Origin of the sequence: Tannerella forsythia, assembly GCF_003860135.1 — a bacterium.
GTDB lineage: Bacteria > Bacteroidota > Bacteroidia > Bacteroidales > Tannerellaceae > Tannerella > Tannerella forsythia_A.
The window spans coordinates 1-15,537 of record NZ_RQYN01000077.1 but is presented as its reverse complement, the minus strand read 5'-3'; the positions used below and the strand labels follow the sequence as shown (position 1 = coordinate 15,537).

12 protein-coding genes are annotated in these 15,537 nt (G+C 50.6%); 9 read left to right on the top strand and 3 right to left on the bottom strand.

The window, feature by feature from the left end:
- Window positions 1-877 precede the first annotated feature (877 nt).
- The 9 genes from EII41_RS12815 (at window position 878) to dapA (ending at window position 12,206) form a co-directional block, all read left to right on the top strand.
- A complete protein-coding gene (locus EII41_RS12815) occupies window positions 878-3,757 on the top strand; it encodes a PD-(D/E)XK nuclease family protein (RefSeq protein WP_124790908.1) in 2,880 nt (959 codons plus the stop codon).
- Between the two features lie 129 nt (window positions 3,758-3,886).
- Window positions 3,887-4,957 carry a 3-phosphoserine/phosphohydroxythreonine transaminase gene (serC, locus tag EII41_RS12810; RefSeq protein WP_124790907.1) on the top strand — a complete coding sequence of 357 codons (1,071 nt, stop codon included), beginning with the start codon at window positions 3,887-3,889 and terminating at the stop codon, window positions 4,955-4,957.
- Between the two features lie 27 nt (window positions 4,958-4,984).
- Window positions 4,985-5,359: a four helix bundle protein gene (locus tag EII41_RS12805; protein ID WP_124790906.1), complete on the top strand. Its 375-nt coding sequence runs from the start codon at window positions 4,985-4,987 to the stop codon at window positions 5,357-5,359.
- A 26-nt stretch (window positions 5,360-5,385) separates the two neighbouring features.
- Window positions 5,386-6,306, top strand: coding sequence for an NAD(P)-dependent oxidoreductase (locus EII41_RS12800; protein WP_124751338.1), 921 nt, complete (start codon window positions 5,386-5,388; stop codon window positions 6,304-6,306).
- Between the two features lie 87 nt (window positions 6,307-6,393).
- Window positions 6,394-7,638 carry a DUF1015 domain-containing protein gene (locus tag EII41_RS12795; protein WP_124790905.1) on the top strand — a complete coding sequence of 415 codons (1,245 nt, stop codon included), beginning with the start codon at window positions 6,394-6,396 and terminating at the stop codon, window positions 7,636-7,638.
- Between the two features lie 59 nt (window positions 7,639-7,697).
- On the top strand, window positions 7,698-8,336 hold the full coding sequence (locus EII41_RS12790; protein WP_260425588.1) for an HAD family hydrolase: 639 nt from the start codon (window positions 7,698-7,700) through the stop codon (window positions 8,334-8,336).
- A 422-nt stretch (window positions 8,337-8,758) separates the two neighbouring features.
- On the top strand, window positions 8,759-10,762 hold the full coding sequence (gene ligA, locus EII41_RS12785) for an NAD-dependent DNA ligase LigA (RefSeq protein WP_124790903.1): 2,004 nt from the start codon (window positions 8,759-8,761) through the stop codon (window positions 10,760-10,762).
- Window positions 10,759-11,289, top strand: a complete 531-nt coding sequence (locus EII41_RS12780) for a DUF6913 domain-containing protein (protein ID WP_124751335.1) — start codon at window positions 10,759-10,761, stop codon at window positions 11,287-11,289. Before ligA ends, EII41_RS12780 begins: the two co-directional genes overlap by 4 nt.
- A gap of 23 nt (window positions 11,290-11,312) precedes the next feature.
- Window positions 11,313-12,206, top strand: a complete 894-nt coding sequence (gene dapA / locus EII41_RS12775; RefSeq protein ID WP_124790902.1) for a 4-hydroxy-tetrahydrodipicolinate synthase — start codon at window positions 11,313-11,315, stop codon at window positions 12,204-12,206.
- A gap of 92 nt (window positions 12,207-12,298) precedes the next feature.
- Here the strand turns inward: dapA and rhaD are convergent, their stop codons facing one another.
- The 3 genes from rhaD to EII41_RS12760 form a co-directional block, all read right to left on the bottom strand.
- Window positions 12,299-13,108 carry a rhamnulose-1-phosphate aldolase gene (gene rhaD / locus EII41_RS12770; RefSeq protein WP_124790901.1) on the bottom strand — a complete coding sequence of 270 codons (810 nt, stop codon included), beginning with the start codon at window positions 13,106-13,108 and terminating at the stop codon, window positions 12,299-12,301.
- A gap of 88 nt (window positions 13,109-13,196) precedes the next feature.
- Window positions 13,197-14,618, bottom strand: coding sequence for a rhamnulokinase (locus tag EII41_RS12765; RefSeq protein WP_124790900.1), 1,422 nt, complete (start codon window positions 14,616-14,618; stop codon window positions 13,197-13,199).
- 74 nt (window positions 14,619-14,692) lie between these two features.
- Complete coding sequence (locus EII41_RS12760; RefSeq protein WP_124751331.1) at window positions 14,693-15,148, bottom strand: hypothetical protein; 456 nt, start codon at window positions 15,146-15,148, stop codon at window positions 14,693-14,695.
- Between the last annotated feature and the right edge of the window lie 389 nt (window positions 15,149-15,537).

The following is a 15,537-nucleotide window of genomic DNA, read 5'->3' as shown; positions in this document are numbered from 1 at the left end:
AAAAATAATAAAAATATATATAAAAGAATGTGGATAACAAATATTTATGAAGAAGATAAAAAGAAGCGAACAAAAGCCAATAAAAAATCAGCAGAGCTTATTTATGAGCTTATTGAAAAAGCAATAAAAGAACTATCAGAATAAAAATATTCAATTAGCTGCTTTATATATCAAGAAGAAAAACCTTCCCAAATATAAAGCAGCTTTGTTTTATCGCAAATTATGCGACACATGATTCTATTCATATCACACACAACCATTGAATTACGTCAGACTTACAGCCCTCTCTCTGTATATTGCTTTTTTCCCCAACGCTACGCATTGGGCTGAATTAATGCGCCCCTGCGGGGCTCGGCGGGTACCTTGCATTCCCCCTTTGAAGGGATGACATCCCCCTTCGCTTCGCTCTTCCCCCTTTGAAGGGGATAAGGGGGATGTTCATATCAATGCCATAACAACCGATTCGCCCGCGGATGGTAAAGACGCAATGAATTGCGTCTCTACAACAATGTACCCGGAATGACAATTGACAATTAACCATCGACAATTAATATGGGCGTCTTTACGGCGCATACATGGGACGATACGCTCAATCCGACATAATATATTTGCGCTCATTTGCGGTTATTCGCGTTATTTGCGTTCGGAACATCGTCATTCGTCATTATTCCATCTAAACAACTCAACAATTCAACATCTAAACATCTAAACAACTAAACACCTCAACAATTCAACAACTCAACGCCCAAAGGGCATCACTTTTCACTTTTCACTTTTCACTTTTCACTCAAACATCATCCTTTATTGTTTTCGGCAGCAAGCCGGCAAAGAAAGAGAACAAAAAAATCGTACCTTTGCGCGGGTAAAGAATATCCGGATGACTCCTTTTCTACAACAGATCGCGACCTTGTTTTACGAGACGTACGGCACAGACGTACAACAGATGGCCTTCGTGTTTCCCAACCGTCGTGCCGGACTGTTTTTTCGCAAATACCTCTCGCAAGCAGCCGGCCGGCCGATTTTTTCGCCGGCCATACGAACCATCAGCGAACTGTTCGCGCAATTGAGCGACAAGCAGCCGGCCGACCGGTTACAAATGCTCTTCCTCCTTTATCATATCTACATCCGCCACAGCGGGGCGAAGGAAACGTTCGACGATTTCGTGTTCTGGGGCGAAATGTTACTCAACGATTTCGACGACGTAGACAAATACATGGCCGACGCGCGCCAATTGTTTACGAACGTGACCGACTTGCACGAAGTAGAGAAAGACTTGAGCTACCTGCAACCGCATCAGATCGAAGCCATCCGCGCGTTCTGGTCGTCGTTCCGTCCCGGCGAAGAAGGGGCGAGCCGCCGCTACTTCCTCGGCGTCTGGCAGATGCTCTATGCCGTCTACCGCGAGCTGCGCGACACGTTGGCCGCGCAAGGCAAAGGGTACGAAGGGATGATCAGCCGTGAGGTCGTCGAACGTATCGAGCGCGAAGGCGCTTGCCGGCTGCCTTACTCGAAGGTGGTCTTCGTCGGGTTAAGCGCCCTCTCGAAAACCGAACACACCCTGCTCCGATTGTTGCAGCAACAAGAGATCTCCGACTTCTACTGGGATACCGGCACGGGCGACAAGGTGATGGACTCGGACAACCGGGCGTCGTACTTCGTGCGAGAATACGTGAAGCAGTTCCCCTCGTCGCTGAAATTGCCTCAAGAGCCGTCGCACACGCCCGACATTACGCTGATCGGCATCCCTTCACGCATCGGGCAGGCCAAACAGGTGCACGCCCTGCTCGAAGAAGCGCTGGGCGGACGCGACGAGATGAGCGCCGACGAAGCCTTACGCACGGCCGTGGTACTGCCCGACGAGCAACTGCTCATCCCCGTGCTTCACTCCGTACCCGAAGCCATCCGCCACATCAACGTCACGCTGGGCTATCCGCTTTCGGGCACGCCCGTAGCCTCTTTGATGGAAAACGTGCTCGCACTGCGTAAGAACACGCGCGTCATCGACGGAAAGCCTTGCTTCTATCATCGTGAGGTCTTGCCTGTGCTTAATCACCGGTATATTCAGGCCACGTCGCCCGCCGAGATCGTCGCCATCGTCAGACAAATTACCGACAACAACCGCGTCTACATCCCCGCGGCCGACCTCCAACAGACGCCTCTGCTCACGCTGATCTTTGACCCCGCGCCAACGACCGCCGACGTCTCCTCCTACCTCATCGCCGTACTTCAGGAACTGAACCGCATGCTCTCCGCGCGGAGCGACGAGCGAGACTCCGACAAAAACGACGAACCCACCGGCATGGACGAGCTGGAACAAGAGTTCGTCTACCACTATTTCACGACCGTCAACCGGATGAGAGACCTTATCGGAGCGTCCGGCATCGAAATGTCGGTCGATACGTACGCGCGATTGCTCGAACGGCTCACCGAAACGATCACGATCCCTTTCCGCGGCGAACCGTTGTCGGGACTTCAGGTCATGGGCGTGCTCGAAACGCGCGTGCTCGATTTCGAAAGGCTCATCGTGCTCTCCGTGAACGAAGGCTTTTTCCCCGCACGCAAAGCCGCGGCCTCGTTCATTCCCTACAACCTGCGGCGCGGCTTCGGACTGCCCACTTACGAACATCAGGACAGCATCTGGGCTTATCATTTCTACCGCATGATCGCGCGTGCCAAACACGTGACGCTCCTCTACGACACGCGCACCGACGGATTGAACACGGGCGAAGTAAGCCGCTACGTGCATCAGCTGCGTTACCATTACGAAACGCCGCTGCGTGAAAAATTGGTCGTTTACAACATCGCGTCCTCGAGGCCCCCGGCCTTGCAAGTGGCCAAGACCGACGAAATCCTCCGACGCCTCGACGGCTTTTTGAGCGGTGGCGCGCGAGCGCTCTCGGCCAGCACTATCAATACGTATTTGGACTGTCCGTTGAAGTTCTATTTCTCCTCGGTCGAAAAACTCAAGGAGGAAGAAGAAGTAGCCGAAAGCGTCGATAACCGTGTGTTCGGAAACATCTTGCATCAGGTCATGGAAGAATCGTACCGTCCTTACTGCGGAGCGCAAGTAACGGCCGATCTGCTGCGACTCGCGGCCGACGAAAAGGTGCTCACTGAAAAGATCCGGCGCGCATTCGCCGAATTCTTTTTCCACTCCGCCGAGCCACGTCCTCTGAGCGGACAGAGCTACCTCACCGGCGAGATGATCCGAAAATACGTACGCAAAATCCTCGAACGCGACCGTCGCCTCACGCCCTTCCGCTACGTCGCCTCGGAGATGGAGATTCATCACCCCTTCACCCTCTCCGACGGACGAACCGTAAACCTCAAAGGCTTTATCGACCGTCTGGACGAAGTGCGCGACACGATCCGCGTTGTGGACTATAAGACCGGTACGAAGAAAGACATGCACTTTAAAACCGTAGCAAGTCTCTTCGACCGCGCCGATGAGAAGCGTCAAGCCGCCATCATGCAGGTCTTTACCTACGCGTGGATGTACGGCGACCGAAGCAACGGCATGCCCATACAACCCTCGATCTACTACGTGCGACATCTCTTTTCCGACGACTTCGACCCGTCCGTCTACCGAGGCAAAGAGAAAGAGCAGATTACCGACTTCGCCGCCCTCCGCGACGAATTCGAAGACAACCTCCGCCATTGCCTCGACGAAGTGTTCGATCCCTCCGTCCCCTTCGGACAAACGACCCACGCTAAAATGTGTTCTTATTGCCCCTTCGCCGATATCTGTGGAAAGTAAATCGCTTATAATCAAAAGCTCCTTTTTGTCTTGTGTTAATTCCTGCCTTAGATGGCTTGTTCCTTGATTTTATTTATATCTTTGCCCCAACATATTTATTTTATTAAAACACAATTAAAGAAAAGAGCTATGAGAAAGCACAATTTTTATGCTGGACCCTCGATTTTAAGCGAGTACACGATTAAGAACACGGCCGACGCCGTATTGAATTTTGCAGGCACGGGATTGTCCCTGCTCGAAGTGTCCCACCGGGGCAAAGAATTTGTGGCCGTCAACGACGAAGCGCGCGCACTGATTAAGGAACTGCTCGACGTTCCCGCCACACACGAAGTCGTCTTCCTCGGCGGTGGCGCGAGCCTTCAATTCTGCATGGTACCCTACAACCTGTTGAAGAAAAAAGCCTCCTACCTCGACACCGGTACATGGGCATCGAAAGCCATCAAAGAAGCGAAGTTCTTCGGCGAAGTAGACCTCGTGGCATCGTCGAAAGACAAAAACTACACGTACATCCCTAAGAACTACACCCTTGCGCCGGATACGGAGTATTTCCACATCACGACGAACAACACCATCTACGGAACGGAAATTCATGACATCCCGAAGGTGAACGTGCCCCTCGTGGCCGACATGTCGTCCGACATCTTCTCCTTCCCGATCGATGTTTCCAAATTCGACATCATCTATGCCGGAGCGCAGAAGAACCTCGCGCCTTCGGGCGTGACCATCGTCATCGTTCGCAAAGACGCGCTCGGCAAAGTAGAACGTCCCATCCCGACGATGCTGAACTACCAGACTCATATCGACAAAGATTCGATGTTCAACACCCCGCCCGTATTGCCCATCTTCGCCGCGCTGCAAACGCTGAAATGGTATAAGGAACAGGGAGGTGTCAAGGTATTGCAGAAGAAGAATCAGGAAAAAGCGGCCGTACTGTACGACGAAATCGACCGCAACAAACTCTTCCGTGGTACGGCAGTGCCCGAAGACCGCTCGTTGATGAATGTCTGCTTCGTCATGAACGACGAATACAAAGAGCTTGAAAGCTCCTTCGCCGAGTTTGCCGCTGCTGCCGGAATGGTCGGCATCAAGGGACATCGTTCGGTAGGCGGCTTCCGCGCATCGCTCTACAACGCTATGCCCCTCGAAAGCGTCAAAGCCTTAGTAGAAACCATGAAAGAATTTGAGAAAAAGCAAGGCTAATGGTCAATTGTTAATGGTCAATTGTCAATGAAGAAAGGAAATGTGCTGGAAAATAAAAGCTTCGCATTTTCGATTCGCATCGTGAAACTATACACTTATTTATGTAATGAGAAAAAGGAGTATTGCATGTCGAAACAATTGTTGCGCTCCGGGACATCAATTGGAGCCAACATTGCCGAAAGCACACAAGCCGAGTCGGATTTGGATTTCATCCATAAATTGGCAATTGCACAAAAAGAATGTTCGGAGTCTATGTATTGGCTTCGTTTACTCGAAGCAACCGATTATCTGAATTCGCGTGAATCGGAGTCTTTACTGACAGACTGTACCGAGCTGATTAAACTCTTGACAAGCATTATCAAAACAAAGAAAAAACAGATGGTTGAAAAGAATAACCATTAACAATTAACAACTGACAATTAATAATCATGAAAGTCTTAATTGCAACAGAAAAACCGTTTGCCGCTGTGGCGGTGAAGGGAATCCGTGAGGCTGTAGAGCAAGCCGGAATGGAATGCGTGCTATTGGAAAAATATACCGATAAAGCACAACTGCTCGACGCCGTGAAAGATGTGGACGCGCTCATCGTCCGCAGCGACAAGGTCGACAGCGAAGTGCTGGATGCGGCCAAACAACTGAAAATTGTGGTGCGTGCCGGCGCAGGCTACGACAATGTCGACGTCGACGCGGCAACCGCTCATAACGTATGCGTGATGAACACACCCGGACAAAACTCGAACGCCGTGGCCGAGCTGGCATTAGGAATGATGGTCTACGGTGTGCGCAGTATGTTCAACGGTTCTTCCGGATCCGAGCTGCTGGGTAAGAAACTCGGAATCCATGCTTACGGAAACATCGGACGACTCGTCGCACGTATCGCCAAAGGATTCGGGATGGAGGTCTACGCCTACCATCACTCGCGTCCCGCCAGCGTCATCGAAAGCGACGGCGTGAAAGCCGTTTCATCGGCCGAAGAACTGTACAAAACGTGCCAGTTCATCTCCTTGCACGTACCGTCCAGACCTGAGACGAAAAACCTGATCGGCTACGATCTGCTTTCCAGCATGCCCAAGGGAGCCATGCTCATCAACACGGCACGCAAGGAAGTGGTGAACGAGGCCGAACTCGTCAAGGTGATGGAAGAACGCCCCGACTTCAAATACCTCACGGACATCATGCCGGGTAATCATGCCGAAATGACCGAGAAGTTTGCCGGACGTTACTTCAGCACTCCCAAGAAAATGGGCGCGCAAACGGCCGAAGCCAACATCAACGCAGGAATTGCCGCAGCCAACCAGATTGTGGACTTCTTGAAAAACGGCAATCGAACATTTCAGGTAAACAAGTAATGAACCGAAAAGACCTCCCACAGATCATACACACGATCGCGATCCTCGTGTTTACGATTACGGGAGGTCTTTTAATATGAATCCAACATGAAAATCAAACCTTTTAAAGGCATACGTCCGCCGAAGGACTTAGTGGAACAGGTACAGTCTCGCCCGTACGACGTGTTGAACTCCGAAGAAGCGCGTGCCGAAGCGCAGGGTAACGAAAAGTCTCTCTATCGTATCATCAAACCCGAAATAGATTTCCCCGTCGGCACCGACGAGCATGACCCGAAAGTCTATGAGAAAGCAGCGGAGAACTTCAAGATGTTTCAAGACAAAGGGTGGCTGGTACAAGACGACAAAGAACAGTATTACATCTACGCCCAGACAATGGACGGAAAGACGCAGTACGGGTTAGTCGTTTGCGCCTATGTCGAAGACTATATGACCGGCAAAATCAAGAAGCACGAGCTCACGCGCCGCGACAAGGAAGAAGACCGCATGAAGCACGTGCGGGTGAACAACGCCAATATCGAACCCGTATTCTTCGCTTATCCCGAGAATGGAGAGATCGACGCGCTTGTGGCCAAATATACGTCTGGACAGCCCGAATACGACTTTACAGCCGCGTTAGACGGCTTCCGTCATACGTTCTGGGTGATGAACGACGAGGCCGACATCCGGCGCATCACCGAACTGTTTGCAACCATGCCGGCCATGTATATCGCCGACGGGCATCACCGTTCGGCAGCGGCCGCGCTCGTCGGCGCCGAGAAAGCGCAGCAAAACCCGAACCATCGCGGCGATGAGGAATACAACTACTTCATGGCCGTTTGTTTTCCCGCCAACCAATTGACGATTATCGATTACAACCGCGTCGTGAAAGACCTGAACGGACTGTCGGACGAAGCGTTTCTGGAGAAACTCTCCCAACACTTTACCGTCGAGAAGAAAGGTCCGGAGATTTTCAAACCGACACGCCTGCACGAGTTCTCGCTCTACCTCAGCGGCAATTGGTATTCGCTCGTGGCCAAACCGGGAACGTATGACAACAACGATCCGATCGGTGTCCTCGACGTAACCATCTCCTCCAACCTGATTCTCGACGAAATTCTTGGAATCAAAGACTTGCGAAGCGATAAACGAATCGACTTCGTCGGCGGTATCCGTGGATTAGGCGAGTTGAAAAAACGGGTCGACAGTGGCGAGATGAAAGTGGCACTGGCACTCTATCCGGTATCGATGAAGCAACTGATCGACATCGCCGATACAGGCAATATCATGCCGCCCAAAACAACGTGGTTCGAACCCAAACTGCGTTCGGGGCTGGTAATTCATAAACTCTCTTAAAAAAAATCGACGGAGCGCGGAGGATCCAAAGATTCTTCGCGCTTCGTTTCGTTATGACTATGATAAAAAACATTGTATTCGATATGGGAGGCGTGCTGGTAGACCTCTCGCGTGAGCGTTCCGTTCGTCAGTTCGAGGCTTTAGGAGTCAGCGACGCGTCCGACCTCATCAACCCTTACAGCCACAACGGACTGTTCGGCTCGCTTGAAAACGGCGACGTCACAACATTCGAATTCTGCCAACGATTATCCGAACATTGCGGAAAAGAACTTCACCCCGAGGCCATTCGCGAGGCATGGAAGAGCATGGTCAATCCGGCGCCTGTCTATAAGCTCGATTATATTCTGGAACTGCGTAAACGATACAAATGCTACGTACTGAGCAATAATAACGATATGATCGTGGAATGGGCAAAAACGAGCGACTTCTCCGATGCACGCCGCCCGATTTCCGACTATTTCGATCGGATGTATTTCTCGTACGAACTGAAATGCATGAAACCTCATCCCGAAATTTTCCATAAGATGATCGCCGACAGCGGCATCATCCCCTCCGAATCTTTATATATCGACGATGGCATACAGCATCTCGAAACGGCAAAGTCGTTAGGCTTCGTAACCTTGCTTGCTGAAAACGGCAAAGACTGGCGCGACGCCGTCGATCAATGTCTTCAAGCACACACCCTGATCGGGAAGTGATTTTGGATGTTGGCACGTACAGGAAAAACATCCCCGAAACCTGCATAAGGCGATCGTTTGCCGCCTCGAAAATCCTTTAAACCCGGATTCCGCAATAGATGCGAACAAGGTCCGGATGTCGATCCCCCACCCTTGCGGGATGGGGCTGAAATAATCCGGGCTTTCAGCCCTTGGTTATGCATGGTGCATGTTAAACTGTGTACTCGGCATGACAATTGACCATTAACCATTGACAATTAACAATTAAATAATGGTAAACACCGAACAGTGTATCGCATAATTTGGGTTAAATGTATTCAGGCCTACGTTTGAGAATATTAAACCACAACGAAACCACTAAAAACCTCGATTTTTATCAATTCCTGTATAAAAATCTCGGCTTTTTTATCTATGTTTGCAACTTGGTATCGTTTACGGAATTCATGAACGGGATAGAAGATAAAATAAAATCGTTAAGGGAAGAGCTGGAGCAGCACAATTACAAGTATTACGTGCTTTCCATGCCGACGATTTCCGACAGACAATACGATGAAATGATGAAGGAGTTGCAGCTTCTCGAAGAGCAACATCCCGAATTTTTCGATCCTCATTCGCCGACCCAACGTGTGGGAAGCGATTTATCGAAAGAGTTTGAACAAGTGACCCATCGCTATCCGATGCTCTCGTTGGGAAATACGTACTCAAAAGAAGAAGTTCGGGATTTTTATGAACGGACAGCCCGAACACTCAACGAACCTTTCGAGATCGTCGCCGAACTAAAATACGACGGCACTTCCATCTCGCTGATTTACGAAGACGGACGATTGATGCAAGCCGTTACGCGTGGCGACGGAATACGTGGCGATGACGTAACGGCCAATGTAAAAACCATCCGATCGATCCCGCTCAAACTGCGCGGAGAAGGTTATCCCAAACGCTTCGAGATGCGTGGAGAGATTCTTCTTCCGTGGACGGAATTCGAGCGACTGAACAAAGAACGCGAGGCGCAGGAAGAACCGTTGTTTGCCAACCCGCGCAATGCAGCGTCCGGCACGTTGAAACAGCAAAATCCTCAGATTGTAGCAGCCCGACGGCTCGATGCGTATCTCTATTATATGTTGGGCGAAGAATTACCCGCCGACGAACATTATGAAAATCTGCAAAAGGCGCGTTCGTGGGGCTTCAAAGTACCCGAAGTAATTCGGGTTTGCCGTAATCTGCAAGACATAAACGATTATATTGCCTATTGGGACGTAGAACGCAAGAATTTGCCTGTTGCGACAGATGGGATCGTACTAAAGGTCAATTCGTTGAAACAACAGCGCTTCCTTGGCTATACAGCCAAGAGTCCGCGCTGGGCCATCTCGTATAAATTTCAGGCCGAGCGTGCCGAAACACGCCTGACGTCTGTCTCGTATCAGGTAGGACGGACAGGAGTCGTCACTCCGGTTGCCAACTTGGAGCCTGTTCAGCTGGCCGGAACGGTCGTCAAGCGGGCATCGCTCCATAATGCCGATATCATTGCCGGACTCGATTTGCATATCGGCGACCGCGTATATGTGGAGAAGGGTGGAGAAATTATTCCGAAGATCGTCGGGGTAAATACGGAAGCACGTCCGATGCTGATGGGCGATAAGGTCACCTTCATACACCACTGCCCGGAATGCAGGACGGCCTTGATACGCCCCGAAGGAGAAGCGGCGCATTATTGCCCGAACGAGCGGACGTGTCCGCCTCAGGTGAAAGGAAAGATCGAGCATTTCGTAACGCGCAAAGCGATGAACATCAATATGGGGCCTGAGACGGTCGAAGATTTGTATCATGCCGGTTACGTGCGTAACGTGGCCGATCTGTACACCCTTCGCACGGTCGATCTGTTACGCCTCGAACGTTGGGCGGAGAAGAGCGCACAAAACCTGATGGACAGCCTCGAAGCCTCGAAGCAGGTACCTTTCGAACGGGTGCTGTACGGCTTGGGGATTCGTTATGTGGGAGAAACCGTCGCCAAGCGATTGGCGTATGCGTACGGTAGCATGGAACATCTGGAGCAGGCTTCGCTCGAATCGCTCATGCAGACCGACGAAATCGGCGAACGGATTGCGCAAAGCGTGGTCGATTTTTTCGCCGATGAACGCAATCGCAACATGATTGACCGACTGAAGGAATACGGTTTGCAGATGGCTTTGCGGGAAGATGTGCTGGCCGCGCGCTCGGAGAAATTAAAAGGGCAGGTATTTGTTATCAGCGGAACGTTTACCCGCCATTCGCGGGATGAATACAAAGCCATGATCGAGCAAAACGGCGGAAAAAATACGGGTTCTATTTCCGGAAAGACGGACTACCTCCTTGCCGGAGCCAATATGGGACCGGCTAAGTTGGCCAAAGCCGAAAAAATGGGAATTAAAATTATCAATGAAGAGGAATTCTTAAACATATTAGCGGAATGATTCTGACAAGACACTTTTTATACAAGAAAATCAAATCACTGGCGCAAAAGGCTCTGACACGGGCGCATTGTTACCGTTCGCTCGACGATGTACGGTATGTCCTTTTAATGTGTGAAGCAAGAGACTGGAAAGCGGTAGAACCTTGTGTCGAAACGCTCAAGGGCATGAAAAAAACCGTGCATGTCTGTGTGTATACGCGAAAAAATGAGGAGACGCCGATATGGGACTACGCTTATTTGCTTGTCGAAGAAGGAAAAGACATCAATATATGGAGCTTCCCCGATAAAAATTTATGCAAACAGTTGAACGGTCTGTCGGTGGATATGCTGGTCGACCTGACGAGCAACGAGGCACCGATCATGCGTTATCTGATGCTGCAACACCCCTCGTCCTTCAAGGTAGGAGCCAAACGACCTTCCGAAATCAATATGTACGATATGTCAATCGTCATGAAAGACGGCGTGTATGACATTCCTTTTCTGTTCGGGCAAATTCTGGTCTATCTACAAGCCATTCGTTCGAGATAAACGGAAAGAACCGGATTTTACTTATGGCTACAATCGATTTAAGAGGGATGGGCGTTGCCCTGATCACACCTTTCAGACAAGACGGAAGCATTGACTACGAGGCTTTGCTCCGATTAGTCGAATTTCAGGTACAGAGCGGTACGGATTATTTGGTTGTGCTGGGAACGACGGCGGAAACTCCCACACTGACGGACGAAGAGAAAACGCGAATCGTGCGGAAAGTCGTGACACAAGTGCGGCGCCGCATTCCGATTGTGCTGGGTGTGGGCGGAAACTGCACCCAAGTGTTAGTCGATACGTTAAAGCACGGTGACTTTCAGGGTATCGACGCGATCTTGTCTGTAGTTCCCTACTACAATAAACCTTCACAAGAAGGACTTTTTCGGCACTACGAAGCCGTGGCCGAAGCGACCCCGTTGCCGGTAGTGCTGTATAACGTACCCGGACGCACGGGAGCGAATATGACCGCGGAAACAACCCTCCGACTCGCTTCCGCTTTTGAGAATATCGTAGCCATCAAAGAGGCATCGGGGAACATCAAACAAATGGATGATATCATCAAGCATAAGCCCGCAGACTTCCAAGTCATCTCAGGGGATGATGGTATTACATTCCCTCTCATCGCCTTAGGAGCGGTTGGGGTTATTTCGGTAATCGGGAACGCTTTCCCGAAAGAGTTCGGCCGTATGGTACGGCTCGCGCTCGAAGGCGACTATACGAATGCCCGTGTCATCCATTCGCGTTTTATGGAACTGTTCGAACTGCTCTTCGTCGACGGCAATCCGGCCGGAGTAAAGAGTATGCTGAACATGATGGGTTTCATTGAGAACAAACTACGCTTACCGCTCGTGCCGACACGCATCACGACGTATGAGAAAATACGTGACGTACTGCACCGGCTGCATATCCAATGCTGAAACAGCCCACGTCAACCGCGGAATAATCAAGTGCGTCCCTCTTTCTTTCGGAAAAAGAAACACACCAATTATTCACGGGTGTCGTAAAAAACTCACTTGGGCAAATGAAACGCTCGCGTCATCTCGGCCATTTGCTCATCGCTCATTCCATCCGGCTCATAGCCCATGCACTTGCTGTTGATGTAAATCTGTGCCGACTTGCTAAGCGTATCGACCATATCGAATGCCTCCATAATATCGGTGCTTACCGACACGACGCCATGCTTTTCCCACATCACCACGTCATAGTCATCCAGTTCTTTAAGCGTCGCTTCCGCCAAGTTGATGGACGACGGCATCTCGTAAGGAATGATGCCCAGTCCACGCGGACAGAAGGCTTTTGTTTCCGGAATCATCGACCACAAAAGACGGCTGAGCACATCTTTCTGAAGAAACTTTTTGCTGTGCGACATCGCAATCAGCTCGATCGGATGGGTATGCAACACCGCTTTGTAACCGTTTCCCGAAGCGATAAATTTATTGTGCATGGAGAGGTGTGACGGCAACTCCGATGTCGGTTTTACAGGATGGTCGGCAATGATCACATACCCCGAACAATCGTCCGTAACCCGGATGACGGAACCGTTCTCCATCGGCCATCGTGCCAGATCGCGCATTCGTTTGTTGGTCCCTTTGCAGTAGAAATAACAACCTTTGAGGTGAGGCAGTGTCAGTCCGATAGGAATTGTTTCGCCCAAAGCCGGCAGTTGACGGATCTTGTCGTCAACCCATTCGGTGATGTTGAGGGTAATGTTTCCTCCGTTCCGTTCGGCCCAGCCTTTTTGCCAAAGGTATCCGGCCACCTCGGCCACTTGATTCACTTCCCGCGCCAAGGCAGGACGATGATCTAAAATTGATTTCATGTTTATGATGTTTTAATTTGTTTTGATTTCAATCGTTCAAGAATAAGATCGATGGAAAAGCCTCCGATCTCCTCTGTTTTATTCGTCTTTAGTCTGGAAAATACGTTTTTACGGCAAACGCTCGCGCGATGAGGCGGCGCATCTCCCAGCGGTCGCTTACGAGTCCGGCCGCTTTGGCCTGCATCATGCAGTTACCGATGGCCGTTGCTTCGGACGGACCGGCAACGACAGGGATACCCAACGCACGAGCCGTCAGACGGTTCATCAGGTCGTTCTGCGATCCTCCCCCGATGATATGTAGCTTTTCGATCGGGAAAGGAGCCATTTCCGAAAGTTTTTCCGTTACTTCGGCATAACGATGCGCGAGGCTTTCGAAGATGCAACGGATGTATTCGGCATCGTTCGAAGGAGGGGGCATCCCTTTTTCGCGGCAAAGGGCTGCGATGGTTTGCGACATGCTCGACGGATTGGCCAGACGTGGATCGTCGGGAGAGATGATGGCATGCGCCTTTCCGACACGCTCTGCCATATCGACCATTTGCGGATACGTATAGGTGCGCCCTTCCCTCTCCCATTCCTTGCGGCATTGTTCGAGCAGCCACATGCCGGTGATGTTCTTCAGAAAGCAAGTCGTTCCTTCGGCACCTCCCTCGTTCGTAAAGTTATGTTCGTACGATTCTTTAGTAACGATCGGTTCCGACGTCTCGATGCCCATCAGGCTCCAGGTGCCGCTGCTCAGATAGGCAAAATGCGGATTCTCCGCCGGGACGGCAAGAATGGCCGATGCCGTGTCGTGTCCGGCAACGGTTACGACCGGCACTTTCCCCACACCCGTCTCCTCGGCGAGTGCGTCAGTCAGCGAGCCGACCATCGTGCCGGGGTCGACGAGCGGATGAAGCAACGAAGGCGAAAGGCCCATGGCCGTCAGGAGGGACGGTTCGAAACGCCGTGTCGCAGGATTCAGCAGTTGCGACGTCGATGCCTCGGTATATTCGGTGACTTGTTTTCCGGTCAGCATGTAGATCAACAAATCGGGCATGAATAATATTTTATCGGCCTGCGCAAGCGGAGAGAACGCTTCGGCTTTGGCACGGAACAGTTGGAAGAGGCTGTTGAAATTCATCACCTGAATCCCCGTCATGCCATACACTTTATCGCGCGGAACGAGTTGAAAGAACTCATCCGGCGCCCCGTCGGTATAAGGATCGCGGTAGGCGCGCGGCAGTCCGAGTATCGTACCGTCACGTCCGATATAGCCGAAATCCACGCCCCACGTATCGATACCGATCGACGTGAGCCGGATTCCCTGACGGGCACACTCGCGCAGTCCGTCTTTCAACGACTCGTACAGACTGAAAACGTTCCAGTAATATCTGCCATGAAGCTCCATGATGGCGTTTGGGAAGCGTGTCAGTCCCCTGATTTCGAACTTGTCGCCCTCTAATATGCCGAGCATCGACCGTCCGCTGGTAGCCCCCAGATCGAATGCCAGAAAATAATGCTTATTCATGATTCCCGAATTTTTCGCACAAAAATAGGCATATTTTTCCGATGATAAACAGCTCCGTTCATCCGGTAGGTATTTTATTTGCGATTGATGACGGGCAACTGAATCTGTACGCCTAACGTAAACCCTTTAAAAAGCTGTTCGCGTCCGAACGGTATGCTGTATCCTGCCGTCACGTTGGCGATCGATAAGAGGCTCAGTCCTACTTTCGGCTGAACGGAACAGGGCGTGACGGAGAGTCCGGCCATCACCATCACCGCATGAAAATCGGCACCGATTTCGGGAACGATACGATGCCTACCGTCATACTTCAGATAATGCACACCCCCGTAAAACGTTGCGCTGGCCCAGAAATAATCCCCCACGAGGTAGCCTCCTCCCAGAAACGCCGTATTTTTATCCCGGTTATGATTGTATCCCGCGCGAAGGGTAAAAGCGTCGACAGGCTTCGAAGGGACTTGTGCATACCCGCTCCACGCACAGAATACGAAGATGAGTAAAAGCCCTGTTTTCTTTATCTTTTGTCTGATCATGCTGAACATTTGTTTCGAAAGCAAAAATACGGTTTTTTTATATGAATCGGACTTATCCTGCGATTTTAATGTTTCACGGGGCAGCGTTTTCAACTTTTTTGGGATCATATACGGAAAACGTTTGATGATAAACAGATTCCTGAAGAAGTGAAATAAATGAACTAAGTCTGTCTCAAAAGTAAATAGTCGCTCCTTAATATTCACTTAATACTTTGCGATTCAATAAAATAATATCAAAAACAGTTGCATATATTTGCAGGAATTTGTATCTTTACAGTATAAAACCCTGCAAATTATGTTAGGAAAATTACCGAAAAAAGGGCAGCGGGATTTGTTCCGACCCATGCTGAAAGATTTTATTGACATGAAGCACGAACTTGCCGTTCTTG